Here is a 25,500-nt window from a genome sequence, read left to right on the forward strand (position 1 = left end):
CGACGGCCGGGGATCCCCCACGGGGCGCGGACCCCGAGGAAGGCTCGACCTATGCGCTGCCGCATGCCTGCGCCCGGGCTCCTGCCCGCGCCGGGCGCCGTGCCCCTGACCGGGCCCGGACCCGCGCCGACACCCGTGCTCGTGACCCTGCCCGCCATCGAGGCCGGGAGGGCCTTCGCATGATCCTGCTTCTGTCGACCTCCGACACCGACCTGCTGAGCGCCCGCGCGTCCGAGGGCCCGGTCGGCTTCCGCCTCGGCAACCCCGCCCGGCTCACCGCCACCGACCTCCCCGCGCTGGTGGAGGGCACCGACCTGGTGGTGGTCCGGCTGCTCGGCGGGCGCCGCGCCTGGCAGGAGGGCCTGGACGCGCTGCTGGCCGGCCCCCGCCCGGTGATCGTGCTGACCGGCGAGCAGGCCCCGGACGCCCAGCTGATGGAGCTGTCCACCGTCCCGGCCGGCATCGCCGCCGAGGCGCACGCCTACCTCGCGCACGGCGGCCCGGCGAACCTCGCCGAGCTCGGCGCCTTCCTCTCCGACACCGTGCTGCTCACCGGCCACGGCTTCGCCGCGCCCGCCTCCGCGCCCGAGTGGGGGCCGCTGGAGCGCACCGCGACGGCGGAGAACGCCGACGGCCCGGTGATCGCGGTGCTCTACTACCGCGCCCACCACATGAGCGGCAACACCGCCTTCGTCGAGACGCTCTGCCGGGCGATCGAGGACAAGGGCGCCCGCCCCCGCCCGCTGTTCTGCTCCTCGCTGCGCGGCGCCGAGCCCGAACTGCTGGCCGAGCTGGGGCAGGCCGACGCGATCGTCACCACCGTGCTGGCGGCCGGCGGCACCCGCCCCGCCGACGCCTCGGCCGGCGGCGACGAGGAGGCCTGGGACGCGGGCGCGCTGGCCGCGCTGGACCGCCCGATCCTCCAGGCGCTCTGCCTGACCTGGTCGCGCGCCGCCTGGGAGGCCAGCGACGACGGCCTGTCCCCGCTGGACACCGCCACCCAGGTCGCCGTCCCCGAGTTCGACGGCCGCCTGATCACCGTCCCGTTCTCCTTCAAGGAGCTGGACGAGGACGGCCTGACCGTCTACGCCGCCGACCCCGAGCGGGCCGCCCGGGTGGCCGGCATCGCGGTGCGGCACGCCCGCCTGCGGCACATCCCGGCCGCCGAGCGCCGGCTCGCGCTGGTGCTCTCCGCGTACCCGACCAAGCACGCCCGGGTCGGCAACGCGGTCGGCCTGGACACCCCGGCCAGCGCGGTGCGCCTGCTGTCCCGGCTGCGCGAGGAGGGCATGGACCTCGGCCCGCTGGACGGCCCGGACGCGCTGCCCGGCCTGGCGCCGGCCGCCGACGGCGACGACTCGCACGAGGGTGACGCGCTGATCCACGCCCTGATCGCGGCCGGCGGCTACGACCAGGACTGGCTGACGGAGGACCAGCTCGCCCGCAACCCCGTCCGGATCCCCGCCGCGGACTACCGCCGCTGGTACGCCGAGCTGCCGGCCGGCCTGCGCGAGGAGGTCGAGCGGCACTGGGGCCCGGCCCCGGGCGAGCTGTACGTGGACCGCAGCAGGAACCCCGACGGCGACATCGTGCTGGCGGCGCTGCGGGCCGGCAACCTGCTGGTGCTGATCCAGCCGCCGCGCGGCTTCGGCGAGAACCCGGTCGCGATCTACCACGACCCCGACCTGCCGCCCTCGCACCACTACCTGGCCGCCTACCGCTGGATCGCGGCCGCCCAGGAGGACGGCGGCTTCGGCGCCGACGCGGTCGTCCACCTCGGCAAGCACGGCAACCTGGAGTGGCTGCCCGGCAAGACCGCGGCGCTGTCCGCGGAGTGCGGCCCGGACGCCGCGCTCGGCGACCTGCCGCTGGTCTACCCCTTCCTGGTGAACGACCCGGGCGAGGGCACCCAGGCCAAGCGCCGCGCGCACGCCACCCTGGTCGACCACCTGGTGCCGCCGATGGCGCGCGCCGAGAGCTACGGCGACATCGCCCGGCTGGAGCAGTTGCTCGACGAGCACGCCAACATCGCCGCGATGGACCCGGCCAAGCTGCCGGCCGTCCGCGCCCAGATCTGGACGCTGATCCAGGCCGCCCGGCTCGACCACGACCTCGGCCTGGACGAGCGTCCCGAGGACGACGGCTTCGACGACTTCCTGCTGCACGTCGACGGCTGGCTCTGCGAGGTGAAGGACGCCCAGATCCGGGACGGCCTGCACGTGCTGGGCCAGGCCCCGGCCGGCGTCGACCGGGTCAACATCGTGCTGGCCATCCTGCGGGCCCGGCAGATCTGGGGCGGCGTCGCCGCGCTGCCCGGCCTGCGCGAGGCGCTCGGCCTGGACGAGGCGGCGCTGAAGCTGGGCGCCACCGACGCGGCCGAGGCGAAGGCCCGCGAGCTGGTCGAGGCGATGGAGGCCGAGGACTGGGCGCCGGAGGCGGTCGAGAAGGTCGCCGCCGGGCTGCCGCCGGCCGTCGCCGAGGTGCTGGACTTCGGGGCCCGCCAGCTCGTCCCGCGGCTCGCCGCGACCACCGACGAGCTGGACGCGGTGCTGCACGCGCTGGGCGGCGGCTTCGTCAAGGCCGGGCCGTCCGGCTCGCCGCTGCGCGGGCTGGTCAACGTGCTGCCGACCGGCCGCAACTTCTACTCCGTCGACCCGAAGGCGGTGCCCAGCCGGCTCGCCTGGGAGACCGGCCAGGCGCTGGCCGCCTCGCTGGTGGAGCGTTACCAGGCGGACAACGACGGCGCGTTCCCGTCCTCGGTCGGCCTCTCGCTCTGGGGGACCAGCGCGATGCGCACGGCCGGCGACGACATCGCGGAGGCCTTCGCACTGCTCGGCGTGCGCCCGGTCTGGGACGACGCCTCGCGCCGGGTCACCGGCCTGGAGGCGATCGACCTGGCCGAGCTCGGCCGGCCGCGGATCGACGTGACGCTGCGCATCTCGGGCTTCTTCCGGGACGCGTTCCCGCATGTGGTCAACCTGCTGGACGACGCGGTGCGCCTGGCCGCCCGCCAGGAGGAGGCGGACGAGCAGAACTACGTCCGGGCGCACGTCCAGGCCGACCTCGCGGTGCACGGCGACGAGCGCAAGGCCACCGTCCGGGTGTTCGGCTCCCGTCCGGGCACCTACGGCGCCGGCCTGCTCCAGCTGATCGACAGCCGGGACTGGCGCACCGACGCCGACCTGGCCGAGGTCTACACGGTCTGGGGCGGCTACGCCTACGGCCGCGACCTCGGGGGCCGCCCGGCCCGCGAGGAGATGGAGACGGCGTACAAGCGGATCACCGTGGCGGCGAAGAACACCGACACCCGCGAGCACGACATCGCCGACTCGGACGACTACTTCCAGTACCACGGCGGCATGGTGGCCACCGTCCGGGCGCTCACCGGGAAGGCCCCGACGGCGTACATCGGCGACTCGACCCGCCCGGAGACCGTCCGCACCCGCACCCTCACCGAGGAAGCGGCCCGAGTCTTCCGTGCCCGGGTGGTCAACCCGCGCTGGATGGAGGCGATGCGCCGGCACGGCTACAAGGGCGCCTTCGAGATGGCGGCGACCGTCGACTACCTGTTCGGCTACGACGCCACCACCGGTGTGGTGGCCGACTGGATGTACGAGAAGCTCACCCAGGAGTACGTGCTCGACCCCACCAACCGGGAGTTCCTGGCCGGCGCCAACCCCTGGGCGCTGCACGGGATCAGCGAGCGGCTGCTGGAGGCGGCGAGCCGTGGCCTGTGGGCCGAGCCCGACCCGGAGCTGATCGAGCAACTGCAGGCGGCCTTCCTGGAGACCGAGGGCGACCTGGAGGGCGAGGGCTGATCCGCCCCCGCCCCCGTCCCGCAGGGCTGCCCCGACCGTCACGGTCGGGGCAGCCCTGTTTCGTGGCGGCGTCCGGCGCCCTCCTCCACCGCACCGGGGCCGCCGAGGTCGGATGTCAAAGAACATAGACATGATGTCTGGGATTCTTTACATTGATGGCATGCCACTCGAAGAGAAACGCGTATGGATCATGGGCGTGGTGACCGTCGCGGCCTACGCCGCGTACCTCACCGCCGTCCTCGGCGCCGCCGACGGCACGCCGCTCGCCGAAGTGCCGTACGCGGCCGCGCTGCTGTGGAGCGTCGCCGCCTCGGTGGTGGCCACCGTCGTGCTCAACATCGCGGCCGCGGCCACCACCCGCGAGGACTGCGGCGGCAAGGACCAGCGGGACCGCGAGATCTACCGCTTCGGCGAACGCGTCGGCCAGTCCTTCGTGGTGCTCGGCGGGGTGGCGGCGCTCGGCATGGCGCTGGCCCGGACGGACCCGTTCTGGATCGCCAACGCGACGTACCTCGCCTTCGTCCTGTCCGCCGTGCTCGGCTCCGCCGCCAAGATCGTCGCCTACCGCCGGGGGCTCCCCGGATGGTGAAGCCGACCAAGGTCACCAACGTGATCCGCGCCCTGCGGTTCACCCACGGGGAGATGACCCAGGCGGAGCTGGCGGCCCGGATCGGCGTCACCCGCCAGACCGTGATCGCCATCGAGCAGGGCCGCTACTCCCCCTCGCTGGAGATGGCCTTCCAGATCGCCCGGGCCTTCGCCGTCCCGCTCGACGACGTCTTCCAGTACCCGGACCACCAGCCGGCCGCCGGGCCGGGCAGTGAAGGAGACCCCTCGTGAAAGCCGTCGTCCAGGACCGGTACGGCCCGCCCGAGGTACTGGAACTGCGGGACGTCCAGCGGCCGGTGCCCGGCCCCGGCGAGGTCCTGCTGCGGGTGCGCGCGGCCGGTGTCGACCCCGGCGTCCGGCACCTGACGACCGGACTTCCCTACCTGGTGCGGCTCGGCGTCGGGCTCCGCGCCCCGCGGGTGCGCACCCGCGGCCTGGACGTCGCGGGGCGGGTCGCGGCGACCGGCCCCGGCGTGCGGGACCTCCGGGTCGGCGACGAGGTGTTCGGCACCGGCGCGGGCTCCTTCGCCGAGTACGCCCTGGTCCGGCCGGAGCGCTGCGCGCCGAAGCCGGCGAACCTGACCTTCGAACAGGCGGCCGTCGTCCCGGTGTCCGCGGTCACCGCCCTGCGGGCGCTGCGCGACGCCGGGCGGGTGCGGGCGGGACAGCAGGTCCTGGTGATCGGCGCGGCCGGCGGGGTGGGGTCGTTCGCGGTGCAGCTGGCCAAGGCCTTCGGCGCGGAGGTCACCGGGGTGTGCGGCCCCGCGAAGGCGGAGCTGGTCCGCTCGCTCGGCGCCGACCACGTCAGCGACTACACCCGCGAGGACTTCACCGACGGGCCGCGGCGCTACGACCTGATCGTCGACACGGCGGGCAACCGCCCGCTGTCACGGCTGCGGCGCGCGCTGACCCCGCGGGGGACGCTGGTGATCGTCGGCGGGGAGCACGACGGCCGGTGGCTGGGCGGCACCGACCGGGCACTCCGGGCGCTGCTGCTCTCGCCCTTCGTCCGCCAACGACTGCGTGGCCTGCTCGCCGTACCGGGCCGGGCCGACCTGGGTGTGCTGGCCGGGCTGATCGAGGCGGGCCGGGTCACCCCGCTGCTCGACCGGACCTTCCGGTTGGACGAAGTCCCCCGGGCCGTCCGGTATCTCGCCGGGGGTCACGCCCGCGGCAAGGTGGCGATCACCGTGGCCGGCCCGGAGGCTGCCAGGCCGGAGGCGGCCGGCCCGCAGGAGGGCCCGGCGGCCTGAGCGCGCCGCCGCGCCCGTCCTGCCGAAGGACGCCCCCGTCCTGCCGCAGGACGGGCGGCCCGGGCATGCCCCGGCAAAAACGCGGGCAGGCGGGCGGGGTGAAACTCTTCGACCGTCACCGGTCGCGTGGCCTGGTGACATTACGCACCGAAGCGGACAATCGGAGGATGTCACTCCGAGCCGCCCTGACCCAGCCCCCTCGCTACGCCTCACTGGTCGCCGGAGCCGTCCCGGTGCTGTGCTTCCCGGCCGCCGGGCTGGGCGGTCTGGCCTGGGTCTGTCTGGTCCCCGGCCTGCTGCTGATGCAGCGGTCCCCGGGCGCCCGGGAGGCGGCCGTCCGGGGCTGGTGGTTCGGCGCCGGCTTCATCCTCACCGCGATGTACTGGCTGATCCCCTCGATCGGCCCGGGGCTGCTGCCGCTCGCGCTGCTCTTCGGCGCCCTGCAGGGCGCGGTCGGCCTGGCGGTGTGGCGGCTGCTGCGCCCGCCGGTGACCGCGCGCCGGGCGCTGGCCGCGCTGGTGGTCGTCCCGGCGGTCTGGGTGACCACCGAGTTCGCGCGCTCCTGGCATGTGCTGGGCGGCCCCTGGGCGCTGCTGGGCGCGACCCAGTGGCAGCACCCGGCGGTGCTCGCGCTGGCCTCGGTCGGCGGGATCTGGCTGGTCAGCGCCGCCGTGGTGGCCGTCAACACGGCGGTCACGGTGCTGCTGTGCGCCCGGCGCCGGCCGGTCCGCGCGCTGGCGGTGGGCGCCGCCGCCGCCGTCCTGCTGGCCGGCCCGTTGCTGTTCGCACTGCGGACGGCGCCGGCGCCGGAGGGGTCCGCGACGGTCGCGCTGATCCAGCCGGGGGTGGTCGAGGACGCCGGGCAGCGGCTGGACGCCAGTGTCCGGGCGACCGCCGCGCTGGCCGGGCAGCCGCTGGACCTGGTGGTCTGGGGCGAGAGCAGCACCACCGCCGACCTGGACCGCGACACGGCCACGCTCGCCGCCCTGCGCGGGCTGTCGGCGGCCACCGGCGCCCAGTTGCTGGCCGGCGAGGACGCCCGCAAGGCCGACGGGCGGATCTCCAAGGACACCGTGCTGATCGACCCGGACGGCATCGTCGACCGGTACCGGAAGATCCGGCTGGTGCCGTTCGGCGAGTACATCCCGCTGCGGCCGGCGCTGGGCTGGATCGCCGGCGTCAGCCGCGCCGCCGGCGAGAACCGGGCCCCGGGCACCGCGTTCCACGTCCTGCCGGTCACCGACCGGGCGGGCGCGCCGCTGCCGGTGGGCGCGCTGATCTGCTTCGAATCGGCCTTCCCCGACATGTCCAGGGCCGCCGCGAACGAGGGGGCCAGGGTGCTGGTCTACCAGTCCTCGACCTCCACCTTCCAGCACACCTGGGCGCCCGAGCAGCACGTCTCGCTGGGCGCGCTGCGGGCCGCCGAGACCGGGCGCCCGGTCGTCCAGGCCTCGCTCACCGGGGTCTCGGCGGCCTTCGACTCCCAGGGCCGGGAGCTGGCCCGGCTCGGCACCGACCGCACCGGCGCGCTGACGGTGCGCCTGGCCCTGGCCGCCCCGCAGGAGCGCACGGTGTACGACCGGATCGGCGACGTGGTGCCGCTGACCGCGGTGGCCGTGACGGCCGCGGCCGGCGTCCTCGCGCTGCGGACCCGGCGGCGGCCGGCGGGCGGCGCCGGGCCGGCCGCGCCGGTCGCCGGCGCGGATCAGCCCCCGGTGCCTGCCCGGTAGACGCCGAACGCGGCCCCCTGCGGGTCCTTGAGGACGGCGATCCGCGGGCCCGCCGGCACCGAGGTGGCCGGCATCAGGACCTCCCCGCCGAGGGTGGCGGCCCGGGCCGCGGTGCCGTCCACGTCCGCGACGGCGAAGTAGGGCAGCCAGTGCGGCGGCAGGTCGGGCGGGAACTGCTCGCCCATCGCGAGCATCCCGCCGAAGTCGGCGCCGTCCAGGCCCCACTGGGTGTAGGACTCGACGACGTTGATCGTCCAGCCGAAGACCGCGGGGTAGAACGCCTCGGCTCCCCCGGTGTCGCGGGTAAGCAGTTCGACCCAGCCGAGGGCGCCCGGGTCGTTGAAGACGCCGGCGCCGGCGAAGGTGCGGGCCTGCCAGAGCGAGAAGGCCGCGCCGGACGGGTCGGCGACCACCGCGAACCGGCCGATGTCGAGCACCTCCATGGGCTCCATCAACACCTGCCCGCCGGCGGCGGTGACCCGGGCGACGATGGCGTCGGCGTCCTCGACGGCGAACGAGACCGTCCACGCGGTGCGCTGCGCGGGCCCGTACAGCGGGCTGAGGCCGGCGGCCGCGACGTCGCCCAGGTGCATGACGGTGTAGCCGCCGGCCTCCGGACGCGGGTCGGTCTCGGCGCGCCAGCCGAAGAGTTCGCCGTAGAAGGCTTTGGCGGCCGCCGGGTCCGCGGTGGTGATCTCGGCCCAGCTGGGTGCTCCGACGGTCACTTCGGTCTGCTTCATCTGTCCGCGTTCCTCTCGGGCGGTCCGGGTGGGCGGTCGGTCCCCGACCCTCGGGGATGCGCCCTTCCACAGAATGCGGCGGGGCGGGCCGGGTGGCGCGGGGCTGCTGGGCCGAACGTGACGGCAGCCCCGGAAGGGAGTTGTTCAAATTGGAACTACGAGGTACGGTCGATCCTCGTCCACCCGTTCGGATCCGGCCTTCCCGCCCTCCGGACCACCCACCGCAGCATCGGAGGCCCGGCATGCCGCAGCACGGCACCGCCACCGTGCGCTCTCGCGTGCGCATCCCGCTGACCTTCCCCGACGGCTACCACGCCGACGCCGAGGTCTTCACCTTCCACGGCCTCACCGACGGCGCCGAGCACCTGGCGCTCGCCCTCGGCGAGGTGCGCGGCACCCCGCTGGTGCGGCTGCACTCCGAGTGCCTCACCGGCGACGTGTTCGGCTCCGACCGCTGCGACTGCGGGCCGCAGCTGCGCGAGTCCGTCGAGCGGATCAGCGAGGCCGGCGGGTACCTGCTCTACCTGCGCCAGGAAGGCCGCGGCATAGGCCTCTACAACAAGCTGGACGCCTACGCCCTGCAGGACGCCGGCCTGGACACCTACGACGCCAACACCGCCCTCGGCCTGCCCGAGGACGGCCGGGACTACACGGCCGCCGCGCAGATGCTGGCCGCCCTCGGCGCCCCCGCGATCGACCTGCTCAGCAACAACCCCGACAAGGCGGCCCAGCTGTCCGCGCTCGGCGTCGAGGTGGGGCTGCGGGTGCCGACCGGCGTGCACCTGTCCGAGAGCAACGTCCGCTACCTCCGGGCCAAGGTCGAGCGCACCGGCCACTCCATCGACCTGCCGAGCCTGGTCGGCTGACCCGGCATCCAGGGCGCCGAGCGGCCCTGGATGCCGGGGGCCGCCGGGCGGTGCACTCTGGTCTGGGGGCTTCCGCAGAAGGAGGACACCTGATGCCGGTGCACCACCGGATCCTGCCCACCCCGGGCCTGCGGCGCCCCGGACGACCGACGTGACCGGCCCGGCCGCCGTACCGGTCACCGTGATCGGCGCCGGACCGTACGGCCTCGCCACCGCCGCCCACCTGCGCGCCCACCGGGTACCCGCCCGAGTGCTGGGCGAGCCGATGGACGGCTGGCGGGCCTGGATGCCGCGCGGGATGTACCTGAAGTCCACCCCGCGCGCCTCGAACATCTCCGACCCGGACGGCACCCACCGCCTGAGCGACTTCCGGGCCGGGCAGGGGCAACCGCCGGTCGGCGACAGGTACCCGATCCCGGTCGAGGAGTTCATCCGCTACGGCGAGTGGTTCCAGCGGCGCTGCGTGCCGGAGGTCGAGCGCGCCGTGGTGACCCGCGTGGAGTACCGGCGCGACGGGTTCCAGGTCTCCCTCCAAGGCGGCGAGAGCTACACCAGCAACGCGGTGGTGATGGCCACCGGACTGCGCCCGTACGCCCGGGTGCCGGCCGAACTGGCCCCGCTCCTCGACCTCGGCCTGGCCTCGCACACCTGCGACCACGCCGACCTGACCGCCTTCGCCGGTCAGCGCGTCGCGGTGATCGGCGCCGGCCAGTCCGCGCTGGAGAGCGCCGCGCTGCTGACCGAGGCCGGCGCGACGGCGACCGTGGTCGCCAGGACGGGGCAGGTGCTGTTCGGCACCCCGCCCGAGAGCGACCTCAGCGGTGACCGCGGGCTGCCCCGGCGGTTGGCCAAGCCCGGCTCCAACCTCGGCCCCGGCTGGTCGCACGTGGCCTTCAGCCGCGCCCCGCACGCCTTCCCGTACCTGCCGGACAGCACCCGGGCGCACCTGGTGCGCACGGTGCTCGGCCCGTCCGGGGCCTGGTGGCTGCGGGACCGCGTCGAGGGCCGGGTGCCGGTGCTGACCGGGTGCACGATCCGCTCGGTCGAGCAGGCCGACGGGCAGCTGCGGCTCGGCCTCCAGGGGCCGGGCGGGCGGAGCGAGACCCTGGAGGCCGACCATGTGCTGGCCGCCACCGGGTACGGGGTCGACATCGACCGGCTCGACATCCTGGACCAGGGACTGCGCCGGGCCGTGCGCCGGGGGAACGGCGGCGCACCACGGCTCTCCGCCAGCTTCGAGTCCTCCGTCCCCGGGCTGTACTTCACCGGGCTCTCGGCGGCCGACACCTTCGGGCCGGTCCTGCGCTTCGTCTGCGGCACCGCCTTCGCCGCCGGCCGGACCAGCCGGGGGATCGCCGCCGCGCAGGGGCGCTGACCGAAGCGGCGCCCCTGGCGCGCGGGAGCCGGCACGCGGGTGAGGGGCCGGGGGCGGTTCAGCTCCGGCGGACGCTCCCGGCCAGCACCCGTGCCACGGAGCAGCCGAACCGGGCCACCTCCGCGACCGAGGGCGCGAGATCGTCCCGGCAGAGCCAGGCCCGCTCGGTGGTCCGGCGGGGCCAGACGTCACGCGGCGGGCGGCGCTCCCCCCAGGAGGTGGCCAGCACCGACAGCAGGTCGATCTGCCCCACCCCGAAGCTGCGCGACAGCTGGGCTCCCGGGGGCACCGGGCGCCCGGTGAGCGAGAGGTGCAGGGCGCGCACCACGTCCACCCCGTCCTCCGTCTCGAAGAGGCGGAACTGCGCGCCCGTCCGCGGGTTGAAGTCGACCAGTTTGTAGCGGCCGTCGCGGAGGTCCAGCCGCCAGTCCAGGTCGGCGACGCCGCGGTAGCCGATCCGCCGGCAGAGCCGGGCCGCCAGCTCGGCCAGCTCCGGGTTGGGACAGGCGCGGGCCCGCGCGGTGACGCCCCGCCCGGGCGGCCAGGAGCGCAGTTTGCGGCCGGTGAAGAGCACCAGCGGCTCGCCGTCCGGCCCGCAGCACAGGTGGGTGATCCAGTCCTCCGCCTGCGCCGCCGGCAGGTACTCCTGGGCGAGGACGGAGGCCCGGCCGTCGGCGGGCGCGGCCCGGGCCCAGGCGGCGAGCAGCTCCGCCTCGTCCCTGATCACCGTGGTGTGGCCGACCACCGGGTGGCGCAGCCGGGTGAACGGCTCCAGGTTCTTCAGCACCAGCGGGTACCCCCAGCGACGGCCCGCCTCGACCAGGCCGGCCCGGTCCGCCGGGGCGCAGGCGTGCGGCGTGGGCACGCCGGCGTCCTGGCAGATCGCGTGCAGGTCCACCTTGTTGGCGAGCCGGCGGGGCAGCGCGGCCGGCACCGGCGGCAGCAGGAAGTACGGGGCCAGCTCCTCGCGGTGCTCGGCGAGCAGGACGGCGGACTCGTCGTCGGTGGCCACCACCACGCTGGGCCGGCCGATCGCCCGGCCGGCGGCCACGATGGCCGCCAGCAGTTCCTCGGGGGGCTCCCGCCCGGTGCTGGGCCGTACGAAGGCCCCGGTCAGGTAGCGGGAGACGGCCGTCGGGGTGAACCGGTCCTCGACCATGGCGTAGACGGGCACGCCGAGCCGACCGAACGAGCGCACCGCACCGAGGTGGCTCGGTGTCTGCGGGTAGCGCCCCACTTTGACCGCGAGCACGGGGACCTCGGGGTCGAGGGCTGGTCCGCTGCGTCCCATGCCGGCGTCTCCTCGGGTCTCTCAGTGCTGCCAGACCCCGACCCACTGGACGTGGAGCTGGGCGGAGTCGACGGTGGGCGGCGGTGACTGGAGGTACCCCACCGCGAGATTGATGACCAGCTCCATCGCGACGTTCGGGACCTGCGAGGCATCGGTCACCTGGAACCTTTGTACCCCGTCGACGTACCAGGTGACCGAGTCCGGCTCCCAGTCCAACGCGAAGACGTGGTATCCCGAGGCGAAGTCCGCCGGCCCGAAGAAGCGTCCCACGTGCGCGTCGTTGCCGTCGGGGGTACGCCAGTGCAGATTCATGTTCACGGACTGGTTGCTGTTGGGGAACTCGGCGATGTCCAGCTCCGGCGGGGTGCCGCGGGTCTCGGCGGGAATCAGCCAGAAGGCCGGGAAGAACCCGGCTGGCTCCGCCGGAACGTTGATGGCCGCGGCGAAGTAACCGTAGGTGAAGGTGTGGCGGGGCTGACTGTCGTACGAGTCACGGCCGGTGCTGACCATGCCGGAGGCCCAGGGGTACGTCCGGCCGTCGCTGCCGTGCTGCTTGCCGCGCAGGGCGTTCAGGGTGAGGACGCCGTCGGCGACCCCGACCTGGCCGGGCTGGTACCACTCCTCCTCGCCGTTGCCCGCGTTGGTGCAGCCGCCGCCGAGCACCCAGTCGTAGCAGGTCACCCAGTCGGCCGAATTCAGCACCGTCCCGTCGAAGTCGTCCCGGAAGACCTGGTGCCAGGGGCCGGGGGCCACCGGCTGGTCGGTGAGGACGGGCGCCTGGGCCGTCCCGGGGGTGCCGGACGGCTCGGGGTCCGCGGTCAGCGGCCGCCCGGAGCTGCCGAGGGCGCCGCCGCAGGCCGTGCCGGACAGGAGCAGGACGGCGACCAGCAGGCCGCCGGCCCGTCGCTGCGCCGTCCGGCGGCCAGGGCCGGGCGGGGCGGCCGCAGGCGGGGGCGGCCGCACCGCCCCGGCCTCCGTCGGGGGTGGCTTGGAGGGCCGCCGCACCTGCTCGGGGGCGGTCCGGTGGCGGCGCGGCAGCAGCACCAGCGCCGTGGTCAGCGCCGCCAGCACGGCCAGCGCCCGGGCCACGGTGAACACACCGCCCAGGAAGAACACCACCGCCACCAGCAGTGCCGCCGAGGTGCTCAGCGCCACCACCAGGGCGGCCGCGGCCGACCGGCCGGGCCAGGCGGCCAGCGGCCCCGGCGTGGGCCGGGCCCGCAGCACCAGGGCGAGGCCCGGGCAGAACAGCAGGAAGGCGGTGGTCAGCGCGACCCGCAACGGGTCGGCGACCGGCAGCCGGGTGGCCGCGAGGGCCGCCCAGCCGGAGAGGGCGAGCACCCCGCGCGGGGTGATCCACGGCGGTTTCCTCATCACTGTGCCCACCTCATCACTGTGCCCACCTGCCGGCCACTGTGCCCACCTCACCGGGGACGGGCGGCGAACAGGCCGGTGCCGGCCACCGGCGTCACGTGGCGGTACACCACGGCGTCGTGGTTGGCGAAGACCGGTCGCAGGGTCGACATGTCGGACGCCGCGAGCCGCACCTTCCCGAGGGTGTCCGCCGGGAAGACCCCGGTCAGCTCGCACTCGGCGGCCTGGGCCCGGGTCAGCACCAGGAAGGAGGGGCCGACCACCCGGGGGTCGGACATCGTGCTCTCCAACGTGGAGGCCGGGTCGGCCAGCAGGGCCTGCCGGTCGGCGACGCTCTGTTGGGCCAGCACGGTGCGCACCCGTTGCTCGTAGCGCATTTCGAACCCGGGCAGGTCCGCGGTGAGGACCACGATCTGGGAGCCGGGCGGCGCGTTCTCGGCGAGGTACTGACCGGCGGCGACCTCCTGCGGGGTGAAGTAGTTGATGGCTTCCTTGCTGTAGTAGCCGCAGAGCGTCCCGGCGAGCAGGGCCAGCAGCACCACCGAACGGACCACTGTCCCGGTCCGGGGGAAGCGCGGCGTCCGGACGATCAGGGTGGCGATCAGGAAGGCGGCGGCCGGCAGGGCGAAGAGGTAGGCCCGGAAGATCATCTCGCCGCCGTACGGGTTGGCCAGGAGCAGCGGGAACGGTGCCAGCAGGAGCAGCGGCAGCGGCGTCCGGCGCCAGCGGCGGCGCAGCACCGCCGCGAAGGCCAACAGCAGGACGGTGGCGGTCAGTCCGCGGTCCACCCAGGAGGCCATCACCTGGGCCGGCGCCGCGGCGGCCAGCCCGGCGAAACCCGACACCGCGTTGCGGTCCGGCGAGGAGAGCGCGCCGACCAGGGCGCTGATGTTCGACGCGAGGTACGGGCGTGCCACGGTGGCGTCCCAGAGCAGGGTCATGCCGGCCGCGGCGGCCAGCACCGGCAGCACCACCGCGCGGTTGGCCCGGGGCAGTGCGAGCAGCAGCAGGAAGCTGATCAGCATCATCGGCGTCAGCGGGTGTGAGGTGACGATGGCCCCGATGAGTACCAGCAGCAGCCCGAACGGGGCGAGCCGCCAGCCGCCGCGGGAGGGGGCGTCGGCGAGCAGCGTCAGGGCCCGCGCGCCCGGCGCCCCGCCTCCCGGGGATTCGACGGTCGAAGGTTCGGCTCCCGGGGACTCGACCGCCGGGGACTTGGCCGCCGGGGGCTCGGCTCCCGGGGACTTGGCCGCCGGGGACTTGGCCGCCGCGCGCCGGGCCGCCAGTTGGCGCAGGACCAGCCCGATCACGATCAGGAACAGGAAGTAGGCGAAGGCCTGGGGCGCGAAGTAGTCCTGCCCGACCCAGGAGGTCGCGAAGTACAGCCAGACCCCGCCCCAGACCAGGCGCCGGTCCTTGGTGAGCGAGCGGTAGATCAGCAGCAGCGGGCCGATCAGCAGGACGTTGGCCAGCACCGGGTACCAGGAGGCGTAGCCGAGCGCCGAGTGCAGGCCGGTCGCCCGCAGGAACAGCGCGTTCAGGTCGAAGAAGCCGGGCCACCGGTTGTAGATGTCCAGCTCGTGGGCGTTCGGGACGGTGCCGTTGTGCCGCATCACGGCGTCGACGATGGCGATGTGCTTCCAGGCCCAGGCGTACCGCAGGGTCGGGTAGAGCACGCTGGGGGTGGCGTGCACCATCGCGATCAGGCCCAGCACGTAGGCGGCCGGCCAGCGCTGCGGCAGCTTCTGGTCGCGCAGCACGGCGACGAAGCCGACGGTGATGACCACCAGGCCCAGCCAGAACGGCAGCGGGAGCGCCTGGAGCAGTCCCAGGTCGCCCATCCGGTCGAGGCGGGCGCCGCGCAGCGCCAGCAGCCAGAGGATCATCGCGATCGGCAGCGGCGCGCGAACCGCCCAGCCGGCCCGGCCCGGCCCGCCGGGGCCGGTGAGCCGCTGCCGGAGGGTCGGGCGGACGGGCCGCACGGCCGGGCCTGAGCGGCGGGCCCGGCGGGTGGGCGGGCGCGGCGTGTCGGTGATCTGCTGCTCAATCATCCGACTGCCTCCTCGGGATGGCCGCCACACGGTGACGGGTCTCGCACGGTGTCCATCACAGCAACTCCGGTCCGCCGACCGGGCTGCCCAGCGCGGCCCGCAGCCGCCGGTAGGTCCGCCAGCCCTTGGTCGCCAGGCGTTCGGGGGCCGGTGCCACACCGGCGCCGCGGCCCGCGGCCCAGTCGCGGAACACGGCCGGCGGGGTGTCGTTGCGGACCATCAGGCGGGAGATCCGCATCGGGTCGTCCGCGTTCGAGCTGAACCTGTTGCCCACCGCGGTCGCCGACGTCCACCCGGCCTGGCGCACCTTGGTGCGCAGCGCGGGGCTGGAGTAGCCGTGCGGGTAGGCGAAGGCCGTGGCCTCGTGGCCGAGCGCCTCCTCCAGCCGGCGTTTGCTGCCGACGACCTCGTCGGCGCTCTGCCGGGCGTGGACGGTGTCCAGCTGGGCGTGGGTCTGGGAGTGGCCGCCGATCTCGATGCCGACGGCGTCCAGCATGGTGACCTGGCGCCAGTTCAGCATCCGGGCGGGCGGGAGCAGGCTGCCGGTGGGCTGCCCGCCGGGCGGGTGGACGGCCCCGACGGTGATGTAGAGGGTGGCCGGCATGCCCAGGTCGGCGAGGACCGGCGCGACCGTCCAGTAGAAGTCGGCGAAGCCGTCGTCGAAGGTCAGGACGGCCGAGCCGGGCGGCAGCGGTGGTCCGCCGTGGAGGGCGGAGACCAGTCGGCGCAGGGGTACCACCGACAGGCCGCTGTCCGTGATCCGGTCGAGCTGCTCCCGGAAGACGCGTGGGGTCACGGTGAAGGGCGCGATCCACGACGGCGGGTCGTCCGACACCGAGTGGTAGAGGAAGACCGGCACGGCCATCATGATCAACACTCCTCACTGGCTCCGTGACCCGGCGGTGGCGGGCCGGGCGGTGCGGCCGGACCGGCCCGGGGGCGGCACCGGCCGGGCCAGCCGGCCGAGCGCGTACCCGAAGGCGGTGGTCCCGGCGCCCGCCAGGGACGCCCCGACGCTCCGCAGCTCGCCCCGGCCGAGACCGCGGGCGATCGCGGCGGGCAGCGTGTGCAGCAGGTAGCCGCGTTCGCTGGAGAGCGCGGGGCGGGCGCCGGCCAGCCGTGCCACCACGGCCTTGGAACGGCCCTCGGCGTAGCAGCGGGCCCGGAAGTACGCCCAGCTGGTGCGGGCCGGCGGGACGTGGTGGCGGACCACCGCGCCGGGTTCGTGGCGCAGCAGGGCGGCCGGGCTGCGGGCGGCGATCCGCAGGCACAGCTCGGTCTCCTCGCAGCCGAGCGGCCTGGTGCCGACCCGGCCGAGTTCGGTGCGGAACCCTCCGGCGGCGAGTGCCTCGGCGCGCCGGAAGGACATGTTGGCGCCGATGAAGTTCCTGACGGCGCAGGCATGTTCGGGGAGTCCGCGGTACGAGCAGCCGACCACCCAGTCGAACTCGGGCGGGAACCAGCCGGGGCGGCCGCTCTCCCACCACGGCTCGACCAGGCCACCGACCCCGAGCACGGCCGGGTCGCGGTAGCCGGCCAGCAGCCGGACCGTCCAGTCGGGGGCGGCGACGGCGTCGTCGTCCAGGAAGGCCACCACCTCGCCGGAGGCGGCCGCCATACCGGTGTTGCGGGCCCCGGAGAGGCCCTTGGGGCCGGCGTTGGCGAGCACCCGGGCCGGCAGTGCGGCCGCCCGGCGCTCCAGCGCGGGACAGTGGTCGATCACCAGCAGCAGTTCGGCGGGCGGCGGGTGCTGGGCGCGGACGGAGGCGACCGCGGCGCACAGGTCGTCCCAGCGGTCCAGGGTGTAGGCGCAGATGACGACGGACAGGGTGGGTTCGGCTGAGGCGGTCACGTCGGCCTCCGGGTCGCGAGGGGCAGCCAGCGCCGCAGCGTCAGCAGCAGGGGAACGGCGAGGGCGCATTCGGCGGCCAGCCAGGCGAGGCCGACCCCGGTGAGGCCCAGTACCGGCAGCAGGCCCGCGGCCAGGCTGATCACCACGACGGCGAAGGCCAGCCGCAGCCCGATCATCCAGGTCACCGACCGGCGTACCCGGGCCACCTGGATGGCCACGCTCAGCACCGCGTTGGGCACGGCGGCGAGCACCATCAGGCGCAGCACGGTGGTGCCGTGCGAGGCGTAGTCCGGGCCGAAGAGTCCGAGGATCCACGGGGCGGCGGCCACCACCACGGCGACCGCGCCCGCCAGCAGCAGGCCGGAGTGGCGCAGCATGTGCCGGGCCAGCTCAACCAGCCGCTCGGGGGCGTCGGCCCCCTCGACGACCAGCGAGTGGCCCATGCTGAACGCGGCCACGTACAGGGTGTCGGCGATGATGAAGGAGAGCGAGTAGTACGCGCTCTGCCCGGCGCCGAGATGGTTGAGGACCAGCAGCGGCACGATGCTGTAGGTCGCGACGCTGCACAGGTTGCCGACGTAGTCGGCGGTGGCGTACCGCGCGACCCGCTGGGGCGGCGCTCCCCCGGACTCCTCGGACCGCCGCCGCGCGGGCATCGCCCGCCCGAACAGCACCAGGTTGGTCAGCAGGATCGAGATCACCAGCGCCACGGACCAGGAGACCAGGATGCCGGTGCCCACGGCCAGCGCGGCGCACAGGGCCAGCAGTGCCGACTTCGCCACCGCGAACAGGGCGTTCTCGCCCAGGACCCAGCCGGTGCGGCGCAGTCCGGTGAGGGCGCCGTCCTGCAGGACGAACAGCGCGTAGCCGGCCGTCGCCGCCATGAAGGCGGCGGCCATCACCGGCTCGCGCAGGTATCCCAGGCCCGGGGCGATCATCGGGATCAGCAGCAGGAAGGCGCCGGCCGCCAGCGCGCTGAACACGGCACTGGTGATGTAGCAGCGCAGGACCAGCCGGCGGGTGTGCCGGCCGGCGGTCGGCACGAACCGCACCAGGACGTCCCCGAGGTTGAGGCTGCCCAGCGTGGAGAGGAAGGAGGCGGCGGCGAGCGCGGCGAAGCTGCGGCCGACCGTCTCGGCACTGTACGAGCGGGTGGCGAGGATCCAGAACATCGAGCCGAGGCCCGCCGCCAGCAGCGAACTGGCCGCCAGGATGTGGCCGTTGCGCAGCAGGGGCTCCCCGCGGCCGGTCACCCGGACGGCCTTGACGCGGGCCCGGAGCAGGGTGGCGTACGAGCACTGGCAGGGCAGTGGCTGCGGGCAGGAGCACGGCCGTGCCACGGCGGTGCGCCGGGCGGTGAGGACGGACATCACGGCCACTCCCCCGGCTGCAGGCCGTGCTGCCTCCAGAGGCTGAACAGGTAGGCGAACGGGCCGCAGAGCAGGCCGCCGAACTCCAGGTGGCCGAGCCGCCGCTGGACGGTCCGGGCGGACGGCGCGGACTGTACGTGGCGGCGCCGGGCGGCCTGCCACTTCCAGACCCCGCGGGGCAGCCGCCGCACCAGCTCGACCACCAGGCCGGGCTCGCGGGCGACCGCGGCGGCCAGGAAGGCCCCGTACCCCACCCCGAAGTTGAAGACCTGGGTGGTGAGGGCCTCCATGGTGCGCCGGTGGCGGTGCCAGACGATCGCGTCGGGCTGGTAGACCACGGTGCGGCCGCTGCTCAGCACGTGCAGGAAGGCCAGCAGGTCCTCCCCGCCGCGGGCGGGGGTGCCGGCGCCGGTCGCCGTGTCGAAGCCGCCGAACTCCCGGAGCACGTCGGTGCGGAAGGCCATGTTGGCGCCGCAGCCGAAACGGCCGACCGAGAACCTGACCAGCGGGTCGTCCGGCGCGTCGCGCAGCGACCAGCTCTGGGCGGCGTAGCCGCGGGAGGAGCTGCCGTACTGCTCCAGCAGGACCTGGGCCTCGGTCTCCAGCTCGGCGGCCAGGACCAGCCCGGTCACACAGCCGACGGCCGCGTCCTGGCGGAAGGTCTCCACCACGGCGTCGACCCAGTGCGGGTCGGCGATGGCGTCGTCGTCGGTGAAGGCGCAGATCTCGCCGCGGGCCTCGGCCAGCCCCCGGTTGCGGGCCCAGGACAGCCCGGGCACCGGCTCGCGGACGTAGCGGATCCGGTCCGCGTACCGGGAGCGGACCAGTTGCTCGGTGGCGTCGCCGGTCGGCGCGTTGTCGACCACGATGATCTCGGCCCTGGGGTAGGCCGTCCGGACCACCGAGTCCAGGCTCCGCCGGAGCATCTCGGTCCGGTTCCGGGTACAGACGATCACGCTGACCAGCGGTCGCCGGTCCGTCGCCGGGGGCGCCGCCGGGGGCACCGCCGCGGAGGCGGGCCCGCCGCGGCGGTCGGGAACGCGGCGGTCGGGGACAGCGCGGTCGGGGACGCGGCGGTCGGGGTCGGGGCGGTCGGGGACGCGGCGGTCGGGGTCGGGGCGGTCGGGGTCGGGGAGATCGCGCAGGGCGGCCTCGACCAGGGCCCGGCGCAGGCCGGCCGGGTCGCCGGCCGCACCGTGCCCCGAGACCAGTCCGATCGGGTGCCCCTTGGAGCGCACCAGCGCCAGCACCGGGCCGGCCGGCTCGACGGTGCCGCAGGCACCGGGCGGACGCAGCCCGCTCGGCTCGTCCAGGTCGAGTTCGACGATCCGGGCCAGCGCGGGGGTCGGGCTGCCATTGCGGTCAGACATCACGGACAACTCTCTGCTCGGGCGCCGCGCTGCTTCCAGACGCTGCGCAGGTAGCCGACGGGCCCGTACACCAGGCCCTGGATCTCCAGCCGGGCGAGGCGCAGGGAGGGCCTGCCTCCGGTGGCGGGCCTGCTGCGGACGCGGCCGGCCGCGAGGCCGAGGCCCTGCGGCATCCTGCGCAGCAGCGCCGGCAGCATGGCGGGTTCATGGGTGAGGGCGGCGGCCAGGTAGGCGCCGAAGCCGGCGCCGTAGCCGAAGGCCTGGGCGGGCAGGGCGTCCATGGTGCGCCGGTGGCGGTGCCAGATCAGCGCGTCGGGCGCGTAGGCGAGGGTGTGGCCGGCGACCAGCATCCGGAAGAAGGCGAGCAGGTCGTCACCGCCGTGGGCGGGCGTCCCGGTGCCGGTGGCGGGGTCGAACCCGCCGATGGCGCGCAGTTCGGCGGTCCGGAAGGCCATGTTGGCGCCGGAGCCGAACCGGCCGGCCGCGAACGGGAAGAGCGCCTCGTGGCGGCGGTCGGTGAGCGACCACGTCCGGGCGGCGAAGCCCTTGCCGAAGCCGCCGTGGTTCTCCAGGGCGGCCTGCGCCTCGGTCTCCAGCTCGGCCGGCAGGATCAGGCCGGTGACGCACCCGATCCGGCGGTCGGCGGCGAAGGCCGCGGCCAGCGAGGTGAGCCAGGCCGGGTCGGCGAGGGTGTCGTCGTCGGTGAAGGCGCACAGTTCGCCGTGGGCCGCGGCGAGGCCGCAGTTGTGGGCCCGGGCCAGGCCCGCCACCGGCTCGCGCAGGTAGCGGACCAGGCCCGGGTACCGCCCGCGGACCAGCGTTTCGGCGGCGTCGCTCGCAGGGGCGTTGTCCACGACGATGATCTCGACGTGCGGATAGCCGTTCCGCAGCAGGGAGTCGAGACATTGCCGCAGCATGCCTTCCCGGTTGTGGGTGGCGACGATGACGCTGATCAGGGGCGGGTCCGCCGGCACCCGGGCGCGGCCGGCCCGACCCGGGCGCGCCGCGGGTGTCGCGGTGGTCTGTCCGGCCGCCTCGGCCGGTCGGGGTGCCGCGGCCGGGGGCCGGGACACGGAGGGTGCGGTGAACGGTGCCGGGGTCATCGCGGCCGGTGTCCGGTCGGACCGGGCGGGTACCCGCAGCTCGCGATGGGCGGCATCGACCAGCGCCCGGCGCAGCCCGGCGAGGTCGCCGTGCGCGCCGGTGGCTTTCACCATGCCGAGCGGGTGTCCGTGCAGCCGCACCAACGCCAACACGCGGCCTTCCGGGTCGACGGCGCCGGAGCCCCCCGGCGGGCGCAGCCCACTCGGTTCGTCCAGGTCCAGTTCGACGATCCGAACGGGGGTGTAGAGCGAGTCGCGGGCGACTGGGCAGGGGCAGGCCGCTGCGGTGCGCCGGTCGGAGCCATTCATCATCCCTCCCCCACGGCAAGGGGCGCCGCGGACCGGGCGCCGGGGCGCTCGGCGAGCAGGGTCCGCAGTACCCTTCGGCCGTCGGAGACGGCGTGCAGGTGTGAGCGACCACTGCGGCGGGGAAGTTCGAGGCTCGGCACCTCGGCGATGCGCAGGCCGGAGCGCAGAGCGTGCGCGATCATCTCGGCCTCGATCTCGAAGCCCGAGGAGCGCAGGTTCAGTTCGTCCAGGAACTCGCGGCGGAAGGCGCAGTATCCGTAGCACAGGTCGGTCAGCTTGCTGTCGTACAGCCGGTTGACGACCGCGAGCAGGGCCCGGTTGCCGAGCGAGCGGATCCTGGTGAGGTCCAGCGAGCCGCCGCCGGCGATGCAGCGCGAGCCCTTGACGAAGTCGTAGCCGTTGTCGAGGAAGTGCAGGTAGTGAGGGATCTCGCCGGGCCACATGGAGCCGTCGGCGTCCATCATGACGATGTACTCGCCGGTGGCGGCCGCGAAGCCGGAGCGCAGGGCGTTGCCCTTGCCGGGGGCGCTCTGCTTGACGCTGCGGACGGTCGGCAGGCAGCGTCTCGCCACCGTGATCGTCGCGTCGACGGACGCGCCGTCGACCAGCAGGACCTCGTCGACGCAGCGGGGGATCTGCTCGAACACCCAGGGGATGTTGCGGGCCTCGTCCCGGGCCGGGATGACCAGGCTCACGGTGTGGGTGGTGGCGACGGTGTCGCCGGAACGGCGCATCGGCCGCCGGCTGCTGACCGGGTCGGTCGACCTGCGCAGGGGGCGGCGGCTGCTCACACGGTCGCTCGCCCGCCGGCTCGGCCGGCCGTCGTCGGCCGGGTGGGGAGGGGCGTCAGGGGGCAGGGTGGTACTCATCGAAGGCTGCCTCTCGGGAGGCGACGGGTTACGCCGGTGTCCTTGGCGTACCGGTCGTGACGGAGCGGGCGCCCGCTGTGGCTGTCGGCAGGGCGCGGCCCGGGTGGAAATCCCCCGGACGGGAGGGCGGTGCGCGGATCACGACGGGCGGGCCGCCGAACGCGGCCGTTCCGCTCGTGAAGTACTGCGCGGCTCGTGACGTACTGCGCGCCGGCTACTGCCGGTGACGCGGTCTCTTCCGGCCTGACGTGCGCCGGAGCTGTGTCCGCGTGACGTGTGCTGGGCGCGAGTTGCGGAGTGCCGGTCCGCTGGGGCGCCGGAGCGCCGGTACTGCGTGGGCGCCGAGGCGCCGGACTTACCAGAACTGGCCAATGTGCTCTCCGCACGGGGTGCGGTGCCAGGGCTTCATCGTGCCCATGAACCCGAGGGCAAGTCAAGGGATTTGAACCGATTTGTCCGTATTTTCTTGACGGGCGTCCGGCGAGGCCCCAGGAGCCCGCGCCCGTGCCGGCCCGCACCGGGACCCCGGGTACCGGTGGGGCCCGGCCACGACCCCGGCGCCCAGGCCCCGGAGCCCGCCGCACCCGGGCGGGCGGGCCGTCGCCGGGCTACCTGGGCGGGCCGCCCTCGGCGATCCGGCGGGCGATCTCCGCCGGGCGCACCGGCCGGCCGAAGTGCCAGCCCTGCGCCCAGTCGCACCCGATCGAGCGCAGCCGGTCGGCGTCGCCGCGGGTCTCCACGCCCTCCGCCGTCACCGTCAGACCGAGGGTGTGCGCCAGGGACACCAGGCCGCTGACGATCCGCCACCCGGTCGGCTCGTCCTTGCGCGGGTCGTGCAGGTCCCCCACGAAGGAGCCGGCGATCTTCAGCCCGGAGACCGGCAGGTCCCGCAGGTACGCGAGGTTGGACCAGCCGGTGCCGAAGTCGTCGATGGCCAGCGAGACGCCCATGTCGACCAGCTTGTGCAGGGTCTTCAGCGCCTCGTCCTCGGGGCCCACCACGGTGCTCTCGGTGATCTCCAGCTGCAGCCGGCCCGGGTCCAGGCCGGTGGACTGCAGGATCCGTCCGACATCGCCCACCAGGCCGGCGTTGCGGGCCTGACGGACCGCCAGGTTGACGTTCATCTGCGGCGCCGCGGCACCGAACCGCCTCTCCCAGTCGGCCGCCTGACCGCACGCCTGCTCCAGCACCCAGCGGCCCAGCGGCATGATCAGGCCGGTCTCCTCGGCCGTCGCCACGAACTCGTCCGGTCCCAGCACGCCCAACTGCGGGTGCCGCCAGCGCACCAGCGCCTCGACCGCGGCCAGCGAGCCGTCGGCCAGCGCGTGCAGCGGCTGGTAGTCGATGAAGAACTCGCCCCGGTCCAGCGCGGCCGGCATCCGCACCGACACCGCGTAGCGGCTCACCGCCCGCGCGGTCTCCTTCGGGTCGAAGAGCGTCCAGCGCCCGCGCCCGGCCTCCTTGGCGCGGTAGAGCGTGAGGTCGGCGGCCCGGACGGCCGCGCCCGGGGTGGTGGTGGCGACCCGGCGCTCCAGCACGCCGACGCTGGCACCGACCGCCAGCCGGTGGTCGCCGATGTGCACCGGGCCGTCCAGCGCGTTGAGCACCGTCTTGGCAGCGGCGACGGCCTCCTGCTCGCCCCGGCAGTTCTCCAGCAGCACCACGAACTCGTCGCCACCGAGCCGGGCCACCAGGTGCCCGAGCGGGGTCAGCGCGGCCTTCAGCCGGTCCGCCACGGCGGTCAGCAGCTGGTCCCCGGTCTCGTGGCCGAGGCTGTCGTTGACCACCTTGAAGCCGTCCAGGTCGACGTAGCAGAGGCCGAACCTGGCCCCCGGCTCCGGCTCCTCGAAGATCTTCTCCAGCCGCTCGAAGAAGGCCGCCCGGTTCGGCAGGCCGGTGAGCGAGTCGTGGGTCGCCTGGTGACGCAGCCGCTCCTGCAGGCGGTAGCGGTCGGTGATGTCCTCCAGCATCGCCACCTGGTACTGCGGGGCGCCGTCGTCGTCGCGGATCAGCGAGACGGTCAGCTGGGTCCAGACCACCTCGCCGTCGCGGCGGTAGTACGGCTTGTCGAACTGCAGGTACTCGCGCTTGCCGCTGACCAGGTCCGCGTACGCCTCCCAGACCCCGGGGGTGTCCTCCGGGTGGACCAACTCGTTGACCTTGTGACCCTGGAGGTCCTCCGGACTCGCGCCGAAGATCTCCTGGAGGGCCTTGTTGACCGCCAGGATGTTGCCCTCGGTGTCACCGATGCCGATGCCGATCGCCGCGCTCTCGAACAGCGCGCGGAACCGGGCCTCCGAGGCCCGCAGGGCCTTCTCGGCATCCTTGCGGGCACTGTCGGCGGCCGTCCGGATCGCCTCCTGCTCACGCAGGGTGCGCTCGCGCAGCGCCGCCGCCCAGCCGGCCGCGAACGCACCGCAGACCGCCGGGCCGCGCCCGTTGCCGTCCGGCTGGCGGTGCAGCAGGGCGATCGCGCGGGCCAGCACCGACGGGTCGGTGAAGTGGGCGTCCACCAGCAGGGCACCCGCCTGCTCGGCGAAGGACACCTCGAACGGGTCCTCGCGCCGGGCCCGGTGCAGCAGGCCGGCGGTGCGGGCCACCAGACGGTGCAGGATGCCGGGGTGCACGGCCGCGCCGTGCCCGGACGCCAGCAGCCCGGCCCAGTCCTCGCGGAACCGGGCCGCCTCCGCCTCCGCCGGCTCGGCGCTCACGGCCGGAGCCCCACACCCGCCATGCCGGTCATCCGCTCCGGGTTCTCGCCGACGCTCGCGGGGTTCTCCGGGTGCCACTGCGGCAGGTACACCACCCCGGGCTCGACCAGTTCGAAGCCCTCGAAGAGCGAGACGATCTGGTCGTGCGTACGCATCGTCAGCGGAGTCGGCGTCATCCGGTACAGGGCCTGGTGGTCCTCCGCCTGGTCCGGCCGGCCCTCCAGCGAGGCGTGCGAGAGCACCAGCGCACTGCCCGGCGGGAGCGCGTCCCGCAGCACCGACACCGAACGCCACGGGTCCTCCGCATCGGTGACGAAGTGCAGCACCGCGACCAGCAGCACCGCGACCGGCTCACCGGCGGCGAGCAGCTGCTGCACCTCGGGCCGGGACAGCACGTCCTCCGGCTCGCGCAGGTCCGCCTGGACGACGTGGCTGAGCGGGTCGTGCTCCAGCAGCAGCCTGCTGTGCGCGACCGCGACCGGGTCGCGGTCCACGTAGACCACCTCGGCACCGGGGCGGATCGCCCTGGCCACCTCGTGCACCGCGCCGAAGGTCGGGATGCCGGAGCCGATGTCCAGGAACCGGGAGATGCCGGCCTCGGCCACGAACTGGACCGCGCGGCGCAGGAAGGCCCGGTTCGACCGCATGATCATCGGAAGGTCCGGCCAGAGGGCCATCGCCTTGCGCGCCATCTCGCGGTCGACCTCGAAGTTGTGCGAGCCGCCCAGGTAGTAGTCGTAGACCCTGGCCGCGTTGGGCTTGTCCAGGTCTGTTCCAGCCGGTACCCAGTCCGGTCGCCGCATGGCGGT

At 74.8% G+C, this 25,500-nt stretch carries 19 protein-coding genes; 7 read left to right on the forward strand and 12 right to left on the reverse strand.

The annotated features are described in order from the left end of the window. Window positions 1-179 precede the first annotated feature (179 nt). The 5 genes from cobN (at window position 180) to lnt (ending at window position 7,410) form a co-directional block, all read left to right on the forward strand. Window positions 180-3,818: a cobaltochelatase subunit CobN gene (cobN, locus tag OG689_RS09105; protein ID WP_266319223.1), complete on the forward strand. Its 3,639-nt coding sequence runs from the start codon at window positions 180-182 to the stop codon at window positions 3,816-3,818. A 160-nt stretch (window positions 3,819-3,978) separates the two neighbouring features. After that, entirely contained in the window at window positions 3,979-4,407 is a 429-nt protein-coding gene (locus tag OG689_RS09110; RefSeq protein ID WP_266319225.1) for a hypothetical protein, read from the forward strand. A 53-nt stretch (window positions 4,408-4,460) separates the two neighbouring features. Continuing rightward, window positions 4,461-4,658, forward strand: coding sequence for a helix-turn-helix transcriptional regulator (locus tag OG689_RS09115; protein WP_323189378.1), 198 nt, complete (start codon window positions 4,461-4,463; stop codon window positions 4,656-4,658). Further along, window positions 4,655-5,680 carry an NAD(P)-dependent alcohol dehydrogenase gene (locus tag OG689_RS09120; RefSeq protein ID WP_266319229.1) on the forward strand — a complete coding sequence of 342 codons (1,026 nt, stop codon included), beginning with the start codon at window positions 4,655-4,657 and terminating at the stop codon, window positions 5,678-5,680. Before OG689_RS09115 ends, OG689_RS09120 begins: the two co-directional genes overlap by 4 nt. A gap of 167 nt (window positions 5,681-5,847) precedes the next feature. Beyond that, window positions 5,848-7,410, forward strand: a complete 1,563-nt coding sequence (lnt, locus tag OG689_RS09125; protein WP_266319231.1) for an apolipoprotein N-acyltransferase — start codon at window positions 5,848-5,850, stop codon at window positions 7,408-7,410. Here lnt and OG689_RS09130 read toward each other — a convergent pair. Further along, on the reverse strand, window positions 7,386-8,150 hold the full coding sequence (locus tag OG689_RS09130; protein ID WP_266319233.1) for a VOC family protein: 765 nt from the start codon (window positions 8,148-8,150) through the stop codon (window positions 7,386-7,388). The two genes, lnt and OG689_RS09130, sit on opposite strands and share 25 nt — an antisense overlap. Window positions 8,151-8,392: 242 nt before the next feature. Between OG689_RS09130 and ribA the strand changes: the two genes are divergently transcribed. Beyond that, entirely contained in the window at window positions 8,393-9,016 is a 624-nt protein-coding gene (gene ribA, locus OG689_RS09135; protein ID WP_266319235.1) for a GTP cyclohydrolase II, read from the forward strand. Window positions 9,017-9,167: 151 nt separating this feature from the next. Further along, window positions 9,168-10,391, forward strand: coding sequence for an NAD(P)-binding domain-containing protein (locus OG689_RS09140; RefSeq protein ID WP_266319237.1), 1,224 nt, complete (start codon window positions 9,168-9,170; stop codon window positions 10,389-10,391). 58 nt (window positions 10,392-10,449) lie between these two features. Here the strand turns inward: OG689_RS09140 and OG689_RS09145 are convergent, their stop codons facing one another. The 11 genes from OG689_RS09145 to OG689_RS09195 all read right to left on the reverse strand — a co-directional run bounded on the left by OG689_RS09145 (window position 10,450) and on the right by OG689_RS09195 (window position 25,494). After that, window positions 10,450-11,682 (reverse strand): ATP-grasp domain-containing protein, encoded by a 1,233-nt coding sequence (locus OG689_RS09145; protein ID WP_266319239.1) that lies wholly within the window; start codon window positions 11,680-11,682, stop codon window positions 10,450-10,452. A 21-nt stretch (window positions 11,683-11,703) separates the two neighbouring features. Continuing rightward, entirely contained in the window at window positions 11,704-13,056 is a 1,353-nt protein-coding gene (locus OG689_RS09150) for a glycoside hydrolase family 16 protein (RefSeq protein WP_266319241.1), read from the reverse strand. A 50-nt stretch (window positions 13,057-13,106) separates the two neighbouring features. Further along, window positions 13,107-15,107: a glycosyltransferase gene (locus OG689_RS09155; protein ID WP_266319243.1), complete on the reverse strand. Its 2,001-nt coding sequence runs from the start codon at window positions 15,105-15,107 to the stop codon at window positions 13,107-13,109. A 55-nt stretch (window positions 15,108-15,162) separates the two neighbouring features. Then, a complete protein-coding gene (locus OG689_RS09160; RefSeq protein ID WP_266319245.1) occupies window positions 15,163-15,975 on the reverse strand; it encodes a polysaccharide deacetylase family protein in 813 nt (270 codons plus the stop codon). A 12-nt stretch (window positions 15,976-15,987) separates the two neighbouring features. After that, the gene (locus tag OG689_RS09165) at window positions 15,988-16,959 is read right to left on the reverse strand and encodes a glycosyltransferase family 2 protein (protein WP_266319246.1); all 972 of its coding nucleotides are present in this window, start codon (window positions 16,957-16,959) and stop codon (window positions 15,988-15,990) included. Further along, window positions 16,956-18,329 carry a hypothetical protein gene (locus OG689_RS09170; RefSeq protein ID WP_266319248.1) on the reverse strand — a complete coding sequence of 458 codons (1,374 nt, stop codon included), beginning with the start codon at window positions 18,327-18,329 and terminating at the stop codon, window positions 16,956-16,958. The genes OG689_RS09165 and OG689_RS09170 overlap by 4 nt, the downstream gene beginning before the upstream one ends. Then, window positions 18,329-19,699: a glycosyltransferase family 2 protein gene (locus OG689_RS09175; protein ID WP_266319249.1), complete on the reverse strand. Its 1,371-nt coding sequence runs from the start codon at window positions 19,697-19,699 to the stop codon at window positions 18,329-18,331. The genes OG689_RS09170 and OG689_RS09175 overlap by 1 nt, the downstream gene beginning before the upstream one ends. Beyond that, window positions 19,699-21,111 (reverse strand): glycosyltransferase, encoded by a 1,413-nt coding sequence (locus OG689_RS09180; protein ID WP_266319251.1) that lies wholly within the window; start codon window positions 21,109-21,111, stop codon window positions 19,699-19,701. Before OG689_RS09180 ends, OG689_RS09175 begins: the two co-directional genes overlap by 1 nt. After that, window positions 21,111-21,980, reverse strand: coding sequence for a glycosyltransferase family 2 protein (locus OG689_RS09185; RefSeq protein ID WP_266319253.1), 870 nt, complete (start codon window positions 21,978-21,980; stop codon window positions 21,111-21,113). The genes OG689_RS09180 and OG689_RS09185 overlap by 1 nt, the downstream gene beginning before the upstream one ends. Before the next feature lie 608 nt (window positions 21,981-22,588). After that, entirely contained in the window at window positions 22,589-24,691 is a 2,103-nt protein-coding gene (locus OG689_RS09190) for an EAL domain-containing protein (protein WP_266319255.1), read from the reverse strand. Next, window positions 24,688-25,494: an SAM-dependent methyltransferase gene (locus OG689_RS09195; RefSeq protein ID WP_266319257.1), complete on the reverse strand. Its 807-nt coding sequence runs from the start codon at window positions 25,492-25,494 to the stop codon at window positions 24,688-24,690. Before OG689_RS09195 ends, OG689_RS09190 begins: the two co-directional genes overlap by 4 nt. Window positions 25,495-25,500 lie beyond the last annotated feature (6 nt).

It is taken from the genome of Kitasatospora sp. NBC_00240, assembly GCF_026342405.1.
Taxonomy (GTDB): Bacteria; Actinomycetota; Actinomycetes; order Streptomycetales; family Streptomycetaceae; genus Kitasatospora.

Bases quoted from the DNA above. Each gene is read 5' to 3' on its own strand.
- OG689_RS09155 (WP_266319243.1), bottom strand. From the start codon at position 15,107: ATGATTGAGCAGCAGATCACCGACACGCCGCGCCCGCCCACCCGCCGG.
- OG689_RS09175 (WP_266319249.1), bottom strand. From the start codon at position 19,699: ATGTCTGACCGCAATGGCAGCCCGACCCCCGCGCTGGCCCGGATCGTC.
- OG689_RS09160 (WP_266319245.1), bottom strand. From the start codon at position 15,975: ATGATGGCCGTGCCGGTCTTCCTCTACCACTCGGTGTCGGACGACCCG.
- OG689_RS09145 (WP_266319239.1), bottom strand. From the start codon at position 11,682: ATGGGACGCAGCGGACCAGCCCTCGACCCCGAGGTCCCCGTGCTCGCG.
- OG689_RS09110 (WP_266319225.1), top strand. From the start codon at position 3,979: ATGCCACTCGAAGAGAAACGCGTATGGATCATGGGCGTGGTGACCGTC.
- cobN (WP_266319223.1), top strand. From the start codon at position 180: ATGATCCTGCTTCTGTCGACCTCCGACACCGACCTGCTGAGCGCCCGC.
- OG689_RS09150 (WP_266319241.1), bottom strand. From the start codon at position 13,056: ATGAGGAAACCGCCGTGGATCACCCCGCGCGGGGTGCTCGCCCTCTCC.
- OG689_RS09130 (WP_266319233.1), bottom strand. From the start codon at position 8,150: ATGAAGCAGACCGAAGTGACCGTCGGAGCACCCAGCTGGGCCGAGATC.
- OG689_RS09185 (WP_266319253.1), bottom strand. From the start codon at position 21,980: ATGAGTACCACCCTGCCCCCTGACGCCCCTCCCCACCCGGCCGACGAC.
- OG689_RS09180 (WP_266319251.1), bottom strand. From the start codon at position 21,111: ATGAATGGCTCCGACCGGCGCACCGCAGCGGCCTGCCCCTGCCCAGTC.
- OG689_RS09170 (WP_266319248.1), bottom strand. From the start codon at position 18,329: ATGTCCGTCCTCACCGCCCGGCGCACCGCCGTGGCACGGCCGTGCTCC.
- OG689_RS09195 (WP_266319257.1), bottom strand. From the start codon at position 25,494: ATGCGGCGACCGGACTGGGTACCGGCTGGAACAGACCTGGACAAGCCC.
- lnt (WP_266319231.1), top strand. From the start codon at position 5,848: ATGTCACTCCGAGCCGCCCTGACCCAGCCCCCTCGCTACGCCTCACTG.
- OG689_RS09115 (WP_323189378.1), top strand. From the start codon at position 4,461: ATGACCCAGGCGGAGCTGGCGGCCCGGATCGGCGTCACCCGCCAGACC.
- ribA (WP_266319235.1), top strand. From the start codon at position 8,393: ATGCCGCAGCACGGCACCGCCACCGTGCGCTCTCGCGTGCGCATCCCG.